We start from the raw sequence: 15,912 nt of genomic DNA on the forward strand, positions 1-15,912 counted from the left end.
AGACCTAATAACATCTTTTTCATAGCATCATCCTTTCGCTTGATTGATTGTATATAGAATAGTGGAAAAGTATGAAGATTTTATGCCTTAATTGTAATTTTCGGGTTAATAAAACTTACGATTTGTTAAAGTGGCTTAATTTTTAGGTTAGAATTAAAAAAAGATAATCTAAAAAGGATGGTTGAAAATGATAGGTACGCTTGCAAATGTCTTGGCGATTTTGATTGGAACTAGCATCGGTTGTGTGTTAAAAGGCGGAATTAGTAAGAAATACGAAGATGCCTTATTTGTGGCAATGGGTTTAGCTGCATTAGGAATAGGTTTAGAAAACGCAATTAATAATATGCCAAAAAGTCATTACCCAGTTTTGTTTATTGTTAGTTTGGCATTAGGGGCAGTTCTTGGGACATGGTGGCAGATCGATAAACGCTTCAATGGGTTAATTGATAGATTTGGCGGTGGTAGTAATATCGGAAAGGGTATTTCTACTGGAATATTGTTATATTGTATTGGAGCTTTATCAATTGTTGGACCAGTAATGGCTGCAGTTAAGGGTGATAATACCATGTTGTTTACAAATGCGACATTAGACTTTGTGACCTCGATGGTATTTGGAGCAAGTTTTGGCTGGGGGATGATTGTTTGTGCACCTGTCTTGTTTTGCTGGCAAGGTGGAATTTATTGTATTGCAAAATTCTTATCAGCAGGCTTCTTTAGTTCATCCCTAGTAACAGAAATCTCAATTGTCGGTGGTTTTTTAATTGCGACTACAGGTATTTCACTTTTAAAATTGCGCGATTTAAAGACTTTGAATTTATTACCTTCATTATTAATACCGGTTGGTTTTTTCTTATTTAAGAATTTGACAGGATTATTTTAGTAGTTCAGATAGTATTTTTAATATCTGATATTCTTAAAAAACTTATAATAAGTGAATAAATCTAGTACTAAAACATAGCGGATGTAAATTTTGCTATGTTTTTTTGATTTGGAGATAATTCTTTTGTTTGATCGGCTTGAGACTGCTATACTTACTAAAAGATAGAAGAATACCTATTGGGAAGGGAGTGCGTTTTTTTTGGCAATTAAACAACCTTTAGCAGATTTAATGAGGCCAGAAGCCTTAGATGAAATGGTAGGTCAACGTCATCTTCTAGCACAAGGGAAGCCGTTATATCAAATCATTAACCAGCATATCGCCATCAGCCTACTTTTATGGGGACCTCCAGGATGTGGCAAGACAACGTTGGCTTATGTAATGTCTAAAACCTTGAAGATACCTTTTGAAAAATTTAACGCTTCAATTCAAAACAAGTCGCAATTACAAAAATTAATCGAAAAGCATCCCGATGAAAGCTTTGTTCTTTTACTAGATGAAATTCATCGTCTGACTAAGCCAATTCAAGATTACCTTTTACCATATTTAGAAAACGGACGAGTATTACTTGTTGGTACAACTACTGAGAATCCGATTATGAGTATTGTGCCAGCTATCCGCTCACGTTGTCAGATTTTTGAATTTACTGCCATTTCAAGTGAAGAGATTGAACCATTTTTACAAAGAGCTGCTAAAGAATATTTAGATTTCGAGCTTCCAGAAGAACAAGCACATTTGATCGCTAATTGTGGTAATGGAGATGTCCGAGTTTCGTTAAACGTTTTAGATACCTTGCATGCAATGCACCCTGATGATTTAACTGATGAAGTGATTAGAGAATTCGCTATCAACCAGCATTTTGCTTTTGATAAAGATGCTACCAAGCATTATGATTATCTCTCAGCTTTTCAAGATTCAATTGAAGGATCAGAAACCGATGCGGCATTATACTATCTTGCTGTGATCTTAAGATCAGGTGATTTGGAAAGTGTTGTTAGGCGGCTAAAGGATTCAGCTGCCTTAGATGTTGGCTTGGCAGATCCAGCTCTGGTTACTCAAGTTATCACTTTAGCCAATACAGCCTTAGAGATTGGGTTACCAAGAGCCAGAACCCATGTTGCTATGGCGACCATGCTGCTATGTTTATCTAGAAAAAGCGACTCTGTCCTTGAAGCATACAAGCGTGCTGAAAAAGACGCTGCTCACCCTAGTGAACATCCGATGCCGGATTATTTGCATGATGCGCACTATAAACATGCAATTGAAATTCGTAATGCTGGTAATATGTTTAACATGTTTGATGAAAAATACCAGGTAGCGCAGCAGGAATATCTGCCAAAAGATCTAATTGGACACCACTACTTTGTTCCGCGTGATAATGCTAATGATAAGCGTTTATATGAACGTTATAAGAAGTTGTTTAGCTATATTTATCAGCGTCCATTTATAGCAGGTGACACTAGTACAGTTTTTGATCACGGTTTTAAGAAAAAACATAACTAAAACTCATATTGCGATCTAATTAATAAGTATTTCACATAGTATTGGCTATCCTTTATAGTAATAATTAACAAGAAGATTACAAGAAAGGATATAACTATGAATAAACCTTACATTATTGTTCACATGATGACTTCAATTGATGGTCGAATTGATTGTGGTATGACTGCGCAAATGCGTGGTAATTCAGAATATTACTCAACTTTAGATGCAATTGATGCGCCAACTAGAGTTAGCGGCAGAGTAACTGCACAAACTGAAATGTCTAATGGCGCGGCTGATTTTTCTAATGGTGAAAAGTTAGGTAAAGTTGCCTTTTCAAAAAATAGCTCTGCTAGTGATTTTAATATCGTGACTGATTCAAAAGGGCGCCTTCGTTGGGGTAACGATGCTGGAGCAAGTTCTCCACATTTAGTTTTGACTTCAACCAACGTTACTAAGGAATATTTGAACTACTTAGATCAAAATTCTATCTCTTGGATTGCTGCTGGAGATGAACATGTTGATTTGAAAGCGGCAATGGATATTTTAGCAACTGAATTCGGCGTTAAGAGATTGGCTGTCGTTGGCGGAGGTAAGATCAATGGCGGCTTTCTTGAAGCAGGTTTAGTTGACGAAATTAGTCTAGTTGTTGGACCTGGTGTTGACGGTAGAAGTGGTCAGCCTTCTGTTTTTGATGGAATGAATCGCGGTTCCAAGCCTATATCACTAAAACTCAAGAGTGTTCAAAGCTATAATGATGGCGCCGTTTGGCTAAGATATTTACTTTAATTTGAAATCTATACGAAAAATCACCTTAATGGTGATTTTTTAATTAGATTGTTTAACAAATTCGGGTGATAGAACTACAATAAAGGTGTTGAAGGAAAGGAAGCTTTTATTATGGCAGATGCAAAAGAAATTGAAGAAACAGCAATGATTGATCGTGAAATGGATCAAGTTTTTGATTGGGCAAAGGACAACAAGATACCTATTCGCGATGCTATTTGGGATTTTGAAATGGAGAAGAACGGTCGTGACACAATGAAGACTGAAGCTTCAGTTGAATGGATTCTCAAAGCTAGTGATGATGAAATCAAGGACTACTGTGAGAAGAACTTGAAGAAGTAAATTACCTTATAAATATTTTGTCTGCAAAAACAAAGCTGATTGAGCTAGCCAACTAATCAGTTTTGTTTTCTACAATGAAAGCTAAAAAAGCAGATATCCTAGTTGATCAACTAAGATATCTGCTTTTTGCCTTATTTGAGGTTGGTTTTAATAATGAATTAGAAGTAAAAATTACATCTTGGTGTCCGGTTCAAATTATTCAATGTATTCTTTAATCTATTTTTTAGGGTCATCCATTTTTCGACTATATTTCAAAATATAAAACAATTGAGTTACTAATGTAATTAGCCAAATTATTGTTAAAGTACCGGAAATAGCAAAGAGAATATATGAAAAATGAACGTCTTCTTTTAATTGAATTGAAGCATAAATCATTAATATAAATCCACACCAAAAACTTAGATTGCTGATAATATCCAGTGATTTTGCTTTTGAATTTGTTTCAAGTGTTTTTAATTTAGAATCTTCATCCTGCTCTTTATCGTCACCGGTATTCTTTATTGCACTCTTAAAGTAATAAAAGGCAGCAATAAGTAAAATGGTAATTTCTATTATGTGCCAGAACATAGACTTATAGGTTTTTGCTTGGATTTGTAAATACGATGAAAAGATTAGTAACCCAATACCTATTATTGAAATCAGTGCTGCAAGAAAATATATTATTCTATTTTTCATTGAATTATACCTCATGATATCATTGTAAAAATATAAAATTATGATAAATTAATAATAAATAATAAAATGATTAATGTAAACAGAAATAGGTGAGTGAATGAGTCTTATAAACTTATTCACTCATAATGAGCGCGCAAAGTCTTTATACAAAGGGATTACGTTAATAGGATAGTGTTACTGAAAAGTGATTTGATGGAATGGAGAAGAGCTATGTGCTTAATTTGTGATCGTATTGAAATGATTAAAAAGATTAAAAATAATCAGAATAAATTCTTTGTGAAGGAACTCAGAACTGGTTATGTAGTATTAGGTGATAATCAACATTTTAAGGGCTATACGCTTTTCCTTTATAAGAAACATAAAAATGAACTATATGAATTAGATTCGACTGAAAAGCAATCCTTCTTAGAAGAAATGTCCTTAGTGGGTGAAGCAGTTTCAAAATCTTTTGAATGTGAAAAAATGAATTACGAATTGTTAGGAAATGGTGATTCTCACCTGCATTGGCATTTATTTCCGAGAGTAAGCGGAGATTTAGAAGAATATGGCTACCATGGAAAAGGTCCCGTATGGTGGTATCCCCGAGAAAAGATGTATAGTGCAGAGAATGTATTGAACGATAAAGAGATTGAAGAATTAAAGCAAAAATTGAAGATTGAGTTAGATCAGATGTATAAGTGAAAGCTTAGAATGATTATTGACACTAAGAAATTACAAAAAGCTATCCTTGAAAATAAGAAGAAACATAATTTTAATACTACTGATATCAAGTTTGAACTTCTTCTATTTATATGGTGAAGTAAATGAACTTTTTCAGGCATGGCTAAAAGATGATCAAGAAAATATCAATGAGGAATTAGCAGATGTTGCAATTTTTCTATTAGGAATTTCTGAAATGGTAGGAAGTGATCTCGGCGAAGACATTATCAAAAAGATGGCTGTTAATGAAAAGCGTAAATATATTAATGAAAAAAAGATTGAAGGATAAAATGGTACAAATTGAATTAACTCGTTTTAGGATTAAAAAAGGTAAAGAGGAAAAAGCTCAGAAGTGGATGGATTTTCTAAATGAGCATCACGCCGATACAGTTAAAACAATGGCTGCTGAAAAAATGTATGTCGAGACCGTCTTTAGTGAAAAGAATGAAGATGGTTATACATATTTTTACTGGTATTCTGTCCAAGGTGAAGACGGTCAAGCAGTAGAAGAATCTGAGAGTTACATTGATAAGAAACATATTGAATATTGGGATGAATGCATTGATACAACCTATCGTCCAGTAGATATGAAAGTGCAGCAAAGTTTAATTGCGCCAAAAATAGAAAAAGATATTAATGAGGATGATTTATGACAATACATTTATTGCCGGTTAATAGTATTCTTAATCCGCGCGATTTAGGTGGAATAACTGGATTAGATGGAAGAAAAATAAAAACACACCGTCTCCTTAGAACTGGAACCCTTACCCATATTTCTAATGATGACATTCAGTTTTTGAAAAATTATGGTTTAACAACAATCATTGATTTACGGTCAAAGACCGAAAGTAAAGAACATCCTGATCCTCAAATTGAGGGTGTTGAAAACATTTCTTTGCCCCTCTCTGATGAAGAGGGGACTTTAGGAGGAAGTCAAGATTTATCAAGAGAGGGAGAATTGTACCACCATGATCCACATGCGGCTTTTAAAATGATGTGCACTCATTATAGAGATCATGTTATTAAGAAGCACGATCAAAATACAGTTCGCCAAGTTTTAAAAATATTGGCTAATAACGAAAAGGGAGCAACTCTTTTTCATTGTACCGAAGGAAAAGACCGTACTGGCTTTGTAACATTGTTTCTTTTATATATTTTAGGGGTAGATTTAGAAACAATTCGGCAAGATTATTTAATATCTAATTCTGTCCTGACTTCTTATCGTACAGCACGTGACAAAAAGTTTGAAACTGCAGGTGAAAATCTTATCTTTAGGAGTAATATGCGAATATTGAGTTCTGCCTCTGATTCGTTTTTTGATACAGTATTGCTTACGATTGAAGAACAGTACCAAAATATGGATGCATATTTGCGAAATGTGGTGAATGTGACGCCAAAATTAAGAGATCGTTTATGTGAACTTTATTTAGAGGAAAAGTGAGTTTTAGACAAATAAAAAGGAATTAAATTCCTTCAATTCGATAAAAATGATTATGCGATCCAGTAGAAGCTAAATCAATAATTAACAATTATAAATTAGATTTCATTTGGGTATGAGAACATTAATCAAACTTTAGATAATTACTTTAATATGTTTCCACGAGAAGCCGGTATCGCAATTGAACAATATGGTAATGGAATGCGTCTGGATATTGATAGGTTTGATAAGTTTATTGGTGAGCCGTTAATTAGAAAGCACTATGAACGAATTCATAAAGACGAAAAGCAGCAAGATAATGTGACTGCTTTACTTAAAGCTCAAGTTGAACAGAATAAGATGATGCAAGAAGCAGTTATGATCCAACTCATGTCCCAAAGACTGTTAATGTTAGTGGCTTTGAAGTAGGAGGAGCTTACTTTAGAACAGCTCAGTTATTGCAAATTTATCAAACAGCCGAACACTATAATTAGATGATAAAATTGTGTCACCTAATGCTTCAAGAAAATTCCATACGCTTTTACAAAAGAGTGATCTACATTTAATTCTAGATGAAGGTCACATGTTTAACGGAAAGAATATAGCTGAAGTATTAAAATTGGTTAGTGAATTTTTAATAAAATAAAGTATGACAAAAAATAAGCAGTGATTATTTAACTAATTGCTGTTTATTTTTTATGAGCAATTATTATAATTTTACTCTTAAAGTATTAAAATTATTTAAAAAATATTTAATTTAACGGTTTGAGGAGGAGTAAGGATGAAATATAGGGCATTTGTTTTATATGATTTTCTAACTGGAAATAAAAAAATTGAATTAATTTTACCAGAAACTTGGCAAGCAGCTTCTCTGTTTAATCAACTACAAAAAAATTTTGTTGAATTTTCTAAATACTTAAAGTGGCCTGGCAAAATCAATTCTGCCCAAGATGAAGCTGCATCAATCAAAATGTTTCAAGAAAAGATGGTTGCGGGAAAGGCATTAAATTTAGTTATCTTAGTTGATGGTGTTCCTAGTGGAATGATTGATTTGCACGAATTGAATCAAATATCAGGTGAAGTAGGATATTGGCTTTCTAGGGATGCTCAGCATTTAGGGATTATGTCTAAATCTGTTGAGTTTTTAGTAGAATATGCTTTTAAGCAGTTAAAGTTAGAATTTTTGATTTTGCGAACAGCCCAAGATAACTTAGCTAGTCAGCATGTAGCTGAGCGAACAGGATTTCAGTATATAAAAGATGATCAAAATTATCATAAAGTGTTTGTGTTGAAAAATGAATGTCAATAAAAGGAAAATCCAAATATGAAGAGAAAAGACTTTGAAACTGAACTTGGTAAAATTAATTTTGCATATCCACGAGAGATTGCAAGTATATAGAAAGGAAACTTTTATGAAAGAAAAACCATCTATTTTTAGATTTTGATACAAATCACTATGTAGTAATAGAACCAGATCATGATCTATGCAGGACTCAGGATTGGATCAGAAATTTTAATGAAATTAGGGAAAAGTAATGAATAAACAAGTACAACAATTTTGGCAAGATTTTTGCCAAAACCATAATTTAGAATTGAATACACCTGTACAAGCATGGGCTTTTGGAGCAACTTCGCAACAGGCAGATGAATTAGCCTATTTGGTAAGTCGCGGAATAAAAACCGCTACCACATCTGCCTATGAACTTTATGATAAAAATGAAAAGTTACCTGAAGCAGGCGAATGGAATATTATTTTGAATAGTAAAGATGAACCAGTTTGTGTTATTCAAGATAAATTGGTTGAAATTATTCCTTATAATTTGATTTCTAAAGAATATGCTTATCATGAAGGCGAAGGAGACCGTAGTTATGAATATTGGCGTCGAGCTCATGATGATTTCTTTAATTGGGAATATCAAGAAGTAGGAAAAGAATTTTATCCTCAAGCTCCAATGGTATGTGAAGTTTTTGAAAAAGTAGAATAAATAAAATTTGAAACAAAAGAAACGATTTTACTAGCCGTATTTGATAAATATGAAACATCCATTTCCACGTTAACAATACATATATTTCAAAGCAAACAAAAATCACTCTGGTGAGCTTTTCTCAGAGTGATTTTTGTTTTTGGTATATATAAAGGACTTAATAATTATAGATTTTATTCTCAAAAATTATTAATTATCAGTACTTTTTACACCTATTTTCTATTCAAAAATTTCTTCGATGTCGATAATTACAGGGATAAAGCCTGATTCATCCTTCTTGTCTTCTTGAAGGTGAGCAGTACCCTTAATACGTACGTTAGTGTGTGAAGGAACATCGGCAACAACAACTGCTGCCTTAGAACCATTCTTCAAGTTTTCGTATGCGTGTTGACGGGTCTTTTCAAGATATTCCAAGTGGCTTTCGTCAACAACCTTCATTGATTGCTTAGGACCAACTTGTGGTTCACCATTTGCATCTACAGTTGACAAATATGCCAAGTGAGTATTAAAAAATTCTTGTTGTTTATCAGTTAACTTGTTAGAATCTAACTTTTTCATAAATAAAGCCTCCATTTGTTTTGCTTAACTTAGATTAAGTATAACTTAGAACGATCAATAATGCTAATTATTTGCCTAAAATAGTTTGCAAGCCAGCTGCTAAAATTCCTCCGATAATAGGACCAACCATAGGCACCCATGCATAACCCCAGTTTGCGCTACCTTTATTTGGCACTGGCAAGATTGTGTAAGCAAGTCGTGGAGACCAGTCACGGGCTGGATTTAAGGCAAAGCCAGTCGTTCCCCCAAGAGCTTGACCAACAACCATAATTAAAACACCGACGATAAAAGGCTTCAAACCTTTGTCGAAATCACCTAGATTAAGTAAACAGAAGACAAATACGAATGTCGCAATTGTTTCACTTAAGAAATTAAAGAGATTATTCTTGATAGTAGGTCCTGTTGCAAAGATTCCAATAGAATTTCCTTCATCATTCTTAGTTGCCTCAAAGTGTGGGTAGTACTGAATGATTACTAATATGGCACCAACAAAAGCACCCAAAAATTGTCCTGCTAAATAAGGTAGAACTTCACTCCATGGGAAGTAGCCAAAAGTCGCAAATCCAATTGTTACGGCAGGGTTTAAGTGTCCTTGAGAGCCTAAGAAGCTTGCTACATAAACTCCGAAGGTAACCGCCATCCCCCATGCAATAGTGACATAAAGCCAAGTTGATCCTTTTGCATACGACTTGTTCAAGTTGATGGCAGCTCCACATCCTGTTCCTAAGACAATTAGGATCATAGTTCCGAAAAATTCTCCAATAAAACCAGACATGTTATTTTCCTTTCTTCAGTCTCTTAAAAAATAATAAGTTTATAGATAGATATTAACATGTAAGGGGATTCATTTTCTATTTTTATGATTTTTTTGAAAAAAGTACTTAACTTCTTGGTGTTTTTTATTTAAAATAATAATTGCCATCGTGTAGGGCGTTTAAATACTACACGAGGTGGTTAAGGAAGATGTTGATGGATAAAGTAAGCGAAGTGATGACTCGCTTACTCATCGACGAAAAGGCTTATGGGATGCTTTTATGCATAACATTTTAGGAAATAGAAGTTAGGCAATCTGCTTATCTTCTATTTTTTTGCTTATAGTCCAACTATTCATATATATCAAAATTTGAAATGATACTGTTATTTTCCTTTTATTTTCCTACCGATTGGTCTATTATAGAAAGAGAATAGTAATTGAGAACTTTGAAAGAAAAAGTTCTTTATGTCTTGAATGAATAGCTATTAATTATACAATAGATTAGGTAATAAATTATTTTATATTGTTATGATATAGATTGAGGGAATAGTTATGAAAAAAATGGTCGCAATAGCTTCTGGACTTGCTGCAGGATTAGCTGCAACTTCTGTTGGTGCACAAGCTGCAAATGCTGCAACCACGCCTGAACCAGCACCTAGCTTGCCAAAGGCTCAAGATGTAGTTAGCCCAGTGATCAAGAGAGGTAGCAAGATTTACGTTGTTGTACAAGACACACAAAAGCAAGTTGTTCCAGTTTACAATCAAGATGGAGAAAAAATCTCTGGTCATGTTATGATGGGCACTCATCACATCGCACAATCAGTTAAGAAAGTTAACGGCAAGAAGATCGTAAAGATTAATGGTCGCCAATGGTTGAACGTCAGCGATGTAACTAAGGAATAATTGAGCAAGAGGATTTTATAAATCATTCAGAACGCTAAATTATTAATTAGGGGTACATTCATTTTATTAATTTAGTAAAAAAGGTTAGATGGTGATCAATCATCTAACCTTTTTTGTCGCATTTTAGGTATAATTAATAAAAATTCAATTTTCAAGGAGAAAGTTATGAAGAATCCAGGAACAGAATTAACCTCAGACTTAATCAATCAATTTTCTGAAAAATTACACCGAGATGAAAAATCTAAAATTATCGGACGTACAATTGCTAAAAATGGTTTCTTAGCTTCAAGTGAAGATCCGCAAGCAAGTAGCCGAAACAACATGACTTTTTCAATTGAAGTACCAACTGGTAAGGTTTCTAATCAAAAGCATAGTGGTCGATGCTGGTCATTTGCTATGCTTAATGTGCTGCGTCATGAATTTGCAAGTAAGTACAAGTTAAAGGACTTTGAGTTGTCACAGAATTATTTATTCTTCTGGGATAGAATGGGACGAGCAAATCTTTTTCTTCAAAGAGCAATCGCTACTGCTGATAAAGATATTAATGATCGAACAGTTCAAGCATATCTAAGTTATGTCAATGATGATGGTGGTGAATGGGATAATGCAGCAGCTGTTGTGCAAAAGTACGGTGTTGTGCCACACTTTGTGATGCCAGACACTCATAATACTGAAAACACTTCTGAGTTCGATGAAATTAATACTAATTTGCAAAGAAAATTTGCTTTAGAACTTCGTAAGATGGTTCAGGAAGGTAAATCTGACGAAGAAATTGAAACCCGCCGTCAAGAAATGCTGAGCGAAGTATATCGTCTTTGCGTCTTTGCATTTGGAGAACCATCAAAGACTTTTGATTTTGAATATCGTGATGACGACAATGAATATCATCAACTTCTTGGTTTAACACCAACAGAATTTTTAGATAACTACTTCGACACCAATCTTGAAAACTTCGTTGAGTTAGTTGACTATCCAGATCATGAATACAATCACGTTTATTGGAACGAAATGCAAGACAATATTGCTGGTGGGTTTCAAACAGAATATGTAAATGTCGACTTCAAGTACTTACAGCAAGCTGCAATTGACCAACTAAAAGATGGTCACGTTGTTTGGTTTGGTTGTGATGTTGATAATGATGCTGATCCAAGAAAAGCCGGCTGGCTAGATGATCAATTGTATGATCAAATTGGTTTAACCGGAATTGACTATAAGATGAATAAGCAAGATCGTTTAATTACACGCACTGGTAGCGCTAGTCACTGTATGGCAATCACCGGTGTTAACTTGGTTAATGGTAAGCCTAACCGCTGGAAAGTTGAAAACTCCTGGGGTGATAAAATTGGGACGAATGGTTATCTTAGCATGAGCCAATCTTGGTTTGAAAAGAATTGCTATCAAGTTGTTACCAATAAAAAATATCTTCCAAAAGAAGTTCAAAAAGTCTTGGCAACTAAACCAATTAAAGTCGATCCTTGGGATACTTTGTATTAAAAAATATATTTTTCAAATGCATGAGCGATGCCGTCTTCATCATTACTATCAGTGATGTAGGTAGCAGCGCTTTTTGCTTCGTCAGAACCATTTTCCATACAAATTGCAGTTCCAACTTCATTAAACATTGAAATGTCATTTTTTTCATCTCCGAAAGCTGCCATTTCGTCTGATGAAATACCAATTTTTTCACCTAAATCATGAAGAGCATTGCCTTTATTAACATTAGGATTGAGCAATTCAAGAAAATGATCATCGGCACGAACGATATAAAGATCTTGACCGAATTCCTTCCTTAATAATGGTTCAACTTCATCAAGCTTATCCTTGTCACCGACATAACATCCCTTTGAAATCATGAAATCATCGTCAAAATCACTCGGCTTGCGAATAAACATTCCTGCATTATTTTCCCATGCTTGTAATAATTCAAAATAATCAACATCAGTGTCAGCAGTGATAATGCGTGAATCTGGATCAACGATATTAAAAGGGACATGGTGATCTTTTCCAAATTTGGTCATTTCTTCATAAAAAGTTTTATTGACAAGAAAGCTGTCGATAATGGAACCATCAGTTGAACGAGTGATGGCACCATTAAGGGTTACAACGTATTGTTCAGTTTGGGGAATTTTTAATTCATCTAAATATTCTTTTAACCCCGCGATTGGTCGACCAGATGTTAAAACAATTTTAATACCTCGATCGAGTGCTTGAGTGATGACTTTTTTAGTAGATGGAAGAATCTTGTTTTGTGAATTTAGTAATGTACCGTCCATATCTAATGCAACTAATTTGATTGTCATAATAATGTTCCTTTCTGATTTATTTTTAGCTTAACATGAAAATAATGAACAGAAGTGTCATTTTAGTAAGTAAAAAGATTATTTCTAGAAAATAAAAACCGCAAAAAAACCTGATTTCCTAGAAGGTAGAAATCAGGTTTTTTTATGCAGTAGCAATTAAATTTTAAGTACAAATTCAAAATAGTTATGGAACTAATTGGGAAAAGTTCTGTTATAGTTAGTGTCCGTAGATCTACTACAATAGACAAATAACTGATGGAACTAATCTTATTAGCTAATTTAACTGGTTAACTTTACTAATTCATCGGATATACCAAATGCCTGTAGAAAAATTGTTTCAGTCGAAATTATAAACTGTTGAATTTGTTTCAATTAGTACAATATCCAAGCAGATACTTGATAGCTAAACTATCAAGAGGAGGTGTTGTGTTCAAATGTGATCATAGTTATTGTAACATACAAGACCGACTTTTTGTACAGTACAAATAAAACTTTTTAGAAAAAGTTTTATAAAAGTTATTATTTAAATTATTCGGTTCTATTTAATTCGTTTCTTTGTTTATCAACGCCAGTTTGTTGGATATATTGGTCAGTTGCTGAAATACCTGTATGGCCAAGTTGAGTTGCAACAATCATGACGTCTTTACTTTCATCATATAATTCAGTTCCAAGTGAGTGGCGCAACTTGTGGGGAGTTGTTCTGTTGCCATCTGGAAACGCTTCTGAGTATTTTCCAACGAACCGTTCAACCGTATTAGTCGCAATTCTTTTTGCTTGACCGGCATATTTAGTTAGAAACAGAGCCTGTTCTGATTTTTCAGGATTGTAGCGTTGTTGGCGGATGTCCAAATAAGCTTTAATGTAAGGCATTGCCCAATCAGCGATTAATGGTGCATCTTTTTTGTTACCCTTGCGAATTACCAAAATACTACGATCACGTTGATTTAAATCCTTCAAATTCAGTCTAACTAATTCTGAAACACGTACTCCAGAACCAAGCAAAAGAGCAATGATTGCTAAATCACGTTCTTTATTGAATTTAAAAGAAGCTAAAGCACGCTTACTCAATGTATTTTCGTATTTGTCAGCAATGAATTCTAACCATTCGTGTTTTTTATTTCCAGTGTAAAGCATTGGTGAAAATTTTGCATTTCTATATGAAATCGATTCTTTAACGCCTTTTTCAAGAGGAATCTTCAGCATTACATTACGATAGAAATATGGTTCGCCATCCTTTAAGTCTGCAGTTACAGTCAAATAATGGAACAGGGAGCGTAAAGCGTTAATTGTTCGATTAATAGTTTTTTTACTGTCACGAGTTGATTGCTTGTTTTGTTTAAAACTAAGTTCTTTAAGAAACATTTGTACTTGGGCTGATTGCAAGTGTTCAAGTGTAGATAATTCGATATCTTTATTAGACTTAGCATTGCTAATATTACCTTTACTTGGGTCTTCAACATCTGCAGGAGTTTGACGGAGCCAGTCGAAGAAACGGCGATATTCAGTCAGATATTGATAGATGGTGGTCACAGCAAGATTAGGCTGTTGTGTGTAGTAATAAACGTAAGTGGGGAGGTTTTGGATCTCCTTATCGATTAAGCGGGAATACTGATTTGCATCCATAATGTTAATTCATCTCCATTTTGTATTATACATATCCATTATAGCGAACAGATGATCGACTGTAAAGGGGAGAATAAAATTTTTTCTACGTTATAGTTTTCTACATTATATATAGTAGAAAACTATAATGTTGTATTAAATCTTTAGCTAGTATAAAAAAAGAATATATTTAAATTGACTTTCTTGTCCAGCTGTAATAAAACTCTGGTTCGTTTTATTTTTTAAGTATGATTGTTTATAATTGTTAATTATTGTAATATTTGTTGTGATACATGTAGCGATTGGAAAAAGGTGATAAAGATGGCAAAATATAAATTTGAAGTTCACTATTCTGGACCGGCTTTAGAAAATAATTCCATTCCTGTAAAAGATTTAGCTCCATCATTGCTATCTTTGTCTGAGGCTTTTCAAACTATTCAAAAGATAGAGCATCCAAATGAAGAACCATTATCCTTAAATATTTCAGCTACTAAAAAGGGATCATTTATTGCTGAGTTGTTTTTAGTTAATGGACCTGACTTGCTAAATCATGTGATTAATATTCTTAATAGTAATCCATCACAAGCTCTATTGAATTTAACTACCTATACTGGAATATTTATAGAAGTTATAAAAGTTATTCAACAAATAGCAAAGAAAAAGATAAAAGATAAATCTGAAGAAGATGGCAAAGTTACTTTAACTCTTGATGATAAGACAAAGTTAACAATGAGTGAAGCAGCATTTAGAACCTATAGAAATTTAGAATTTCGTAAGGAAGTTAATGAAATAGTCAAGCCATTAAAAAATGAGGGTATTGAATCCGTAGGTTTTTCACATGATGAAAAAATGTCTGTAACTGTTAGTCATAGTGATTATTCAAAATTTGATGTTCCATCTGTAAAAGAAAAGCATTTAGAAACAAATGATGCTACCGTATATCTGCAAATTATTAATGTTGCGTTTGAACATGGTAAATGGAAATTTAGTATGGGTGATAGTCAATTTTTTGCTGATATTGATGATGAACAATTTTTAAAATCAGTAGAGAAAAATGAAGAACAGTTTGGATCTACTGATGCATTAAAAGTTAAGCTAAGAACGGCGCAATATCTTGATAAGAATGGTAATTTAAAAACCAACTATACTATTGTTAAAGTTTTAGAACATATCAAAGGTTCAGAACAAATCGGTCTGGATTTATTTGACGAAGATGATGAAAATAACTAAAGATGCTCATTATTAGGAAGTTAATTCCTAAAGTGAGCATTTTTTTTTGGCGGTTTTTTAACTTAGTATACCTTATAAAGAAATTAAAACCAATGTGATTAAATACGCGACCACCTTTTTGACTTTTAGGGACACAAAAGGGACAGAATTTTTAAAAATTCGCATTTATTCATCTTTTTTGTAAACGTACAATTATCTTTTTGTTTTTAAGGAATGTCGATCTATAGGCATTTTTTTAATTGAAAATTTTCGCAAATTGCAATAATAAGTTGGACACTTTATGCAGCTTGATAGATGTTATC

18 protein-coding genes and 2 pseudogenes are annotated in these 15,912 nt (G+C 33.5%); 15 read left to right on the forward strand and 5 right to left on the reverse strand.

What is annotated here, in order from left to right:
- Positions 1–187 precede the first annotated feature (187 nt).
- The 4 genes from FC46_RS05360 (at position 188) to FC46_RS05375 (ending at position 3,487) form a co-directional block, all read left to right on the forward strand.
- Positions 188–880 carry a DUF554 domain-containing protein gene (locus tag FC46_RS05360; protein WP_057798602.1) on the forward strand — a complete coding sequence of 231 codons (693 nt, stop codon included), beginning with the start codon at positions 188–190 and terminating at the stop codon, positions 878–880.
- 198 nt (positions 881–1,078) lie between these two features.
- A complete protein-coding gene (locus FC46_RS05365; protein WP_057798603.1) occupies positions 1,079–2,380 on the forward strand; it encodes a replication-associated recombination protein A in 1,302 nt (433 codons plus the stop codon).
- 96 nt (positions 2,381–2,476) lie between these two features.
- Positions 2,477–3,148 (forward strand): dihydrofolate reductase family protein, encoded by a 672-nt coding sequence (locus FC46_RS05370; protein WP_057798604.1) that lies wholly within the window; start codon positions 2,477–2,479, stop codon positions 3,146–3,148.
- 111 nt (positions 3,149–3,259) lie between these two features.
- Positions 3,260–3,487, forward strand: a complete 228-nt coding sequence (locus FC46_RS05375) for a P8 family protein (RefSeq protein WP_057798605.1) — start codon at positions 3,260–3,262, stop codon at positions 3,485–3,487.
- A gap of 216 nt (positions 3,488–3,703) precedes the next feature.
- Here FC46_RS05375 and FC46_RS05380 read toward each other — a convergent pair whose 3' ends face one another.
- A complete protein-coding gene (locus FC46_RS05380) occupies positions 3,704–4,162 on the reverse strand; it encodes a hypothetical protein (protein ID WP_057798607.1) in 459 nt (152 codons plus the stop codon).
- A gap of 210 nt (positions 4,163–4,372) precedes the next feature.
- Between FC46_RS05380 and FC46_RS05385 the strand changes: the two genes are divergently transcribed.
- The 8 genes and pseudogenes from FC46_RS05385 (at position 4,373) to FC46_RS05415 (ending at position 8,263) form a co-directional block, all read left to right on the forward strand.
- A complete protein-coding gene (locus tag FC46_RS05385; protein WP_057798608.1) occupies positions 4,373–4,843 on the forward strand; it encodes an HIT family protein in 471 nt (156 codons plus the stop codon).
- Positions 4,844–4,852: 9 nt separating this feature from the next.
- Positions 4,853–5,150 (forward strand): annotated as a pseudogene (locus FC46_RS05390) (MazG-like family protein).
- A gap of 1 nt (position 5,151) precedes the next feature.
- Positions 5,152–5,514 (forward strand): DUF6176 family protein, encoded by a 363-nt coding sequence (locus FC46_RS05395; RefSeq protein ID WP_057798609.1) that lies wholly within the window; start codon positions 5,152–5,154, stop codon positions 5,512–5,514.
- Positions 5,511–6,302 carry a tyrosine-protein phosphatase gene (locus FC46_RS05400; protein ID WP_057798610.1) on the forward strand — a complete coding sequence of 264 codons (792 nt, stop codon included), beginning with the start codon at positions 5,511–5,513 and terminating at the stop codon, positions 6,300–6,302. Before FC46_RS05395 ends, FC46_RS05400 begins: the two co-directional genes overlap by 4 nt.
- Positions 6,303–6,452: 150 nt before the next feature.
- Complete coding sequence (locus FC46_RS05405; RefSeq protein ID WP_057798611.1) at positions 6,453–6,707, forward strand: hypothetical protein; 255 nt, start codon at positions 6,453–6,455, stop codon at positions 6,705–6,707.
- A pseudogene (locus FC46_RS10490) lies at positions 6,650–6,924 on the forward strand (alpha/beta hydrolase); the annotation flags it as partial. The gene FC46_RS05405 and the pseudogene FC46_RS10490, both read left to right, overlap by 58 nt.
- Positions 6,925–7,059: 135 nt before the next feature.
- A complete protein-coding gene (locus tag FC46_RS05410) occupies positions 7,060–7,587 on the forward strand; it encodes a GNAT family N-acetyltransferase (RefSeq protein WP_057798612.1) in 528 nt (175 codons plus the stop codon).
- 226 nt (positions 7,588–7,813) lie between these two features.
- Positions 7,814–8,263 (forward strand): ASCH domain-containing protein, encoded by a 450-nt coding sequence (locus FC46_RS05415; RefSeq protein ID WP_057798613.1) that lies wholly within the window; start codon positions 7,814–7,816, stop codon positions 8,261–8,263.
- Between the two features lie 219 nt (positions 8,264–8,482).
- On the opposite strand, the gene FC46_RS05420 is transcribed toward FC46_RS05415, so the two are convergent.
- Together FC46_RS05420 and FC46_RS05425 are read right to left on the reverse strand one after the other, a co-directional pair.
- Positions 8,483–8,821, reverse strand: a complete 339-nt coding sequence (locus FC46_RS05420) for a pyridoxamine 5'-phosphate oxidase family protein (RefSeq protein ID WP_057798616.1) — start codon at positions 8,819–8,821, stop codon at positions 8,483–8,485.
- Positions 8,822–8,888: 67 nt separating this feature from the next.
- A complete protein-coding gene (locus FC46_RS05425) occupies positions 8,889–9,596 on the reverse strand; it encodes an MIP/aquaporin family protein (protein ID WP_057798618.1) in 708 nt (235 codons plus the stop codon).
- Between the two features lie 531 nt (positions 9,597–10,127).
- Here FC46_RS05425 and FC46_RS05430 point away from each other — a divergent pair.
- Together FC46_RS05430 and FC46_RS05435 are read left to right on the forward strand one after the other, a co-directional pair.
- Entirely contained in the window at positions 10,128–10,478 is a 351-nt protein-coding gene (locus FC46_RS05430; RefSeq protein WP_057798621.1) for a hypothetical protein, read from the forward strand.
- A 165-nt stretch (positions 10,479–10,643) separates the two neighbouring features.
- On the forward strand, positions 10,644–11,972 hold the full coding sequence (locus FC46_RS05435; protein ID WP_057798622.1) for a C1 family peptidase: 1,329 nt from the start codon (positions 10,644–10,646) through the stop codon (positions 11,970–11,972).
- Here FC46_RS05435 and FC46_RS05440 read toward each other — a convergent pair.
- Positions 11,969–12,778: a Cof-type HAD-IIB family hydrolase gene (locus tag FC46_RS05440; RefSeq protein WP_057798624.1), complete on the reverse strand. Its 810-nt coding sequence runs from the start codon at positions 12,776–12,778 to the stop codon at positions 11,969–11,971. The two genes, FC46_RS05435 and FC46_RS05440, sit on opposite strands and share 4 nt — an antisense overlap.
- A gap of 528 nt (positions 12,779–13,306) precedes the next feature.
- On the reverse strand, positions 13,307–14,401 hold the full coding sequence (gene xerS, locus FC46_RS05445; protein WP_057798626.1) for a tyrosine recombinase XerS: 1,095 nt from the start codon (positions 14,399–14,401) through the stop codon (positions 13,307–13,309).
- A 300-nt stretch (positions 14,402–14,701) separates the two neighbouring features.
- Between xerS and FC46_RS05450 the strand changes: the two genes are divergently transcribed.
- Entirely contained in the window at positions 14,702–15,610 is a 909-nt protein-coding gene (locus FC46_RS05450) for an LAPAL motif-containing putative phage structural protein (protein ID WP_057798628.1), read from the forward strand.
- The last annotated feature ends 302 nt before the right edge of the window (positions 15,611–15,912 follow it).

The sequence above is a fragment of the Lactobacillus kalixensis DSM 16043 genome, from assembly GCF_001434335.1.
In the GTDB taxonomy this organism is placed as follows: domain Bacteria; phylum Bacillota; class Bacilli; order Lactobacillales; family Lactobacillaceae; genus Lactobacillus; species Lactobacillus kalixensis.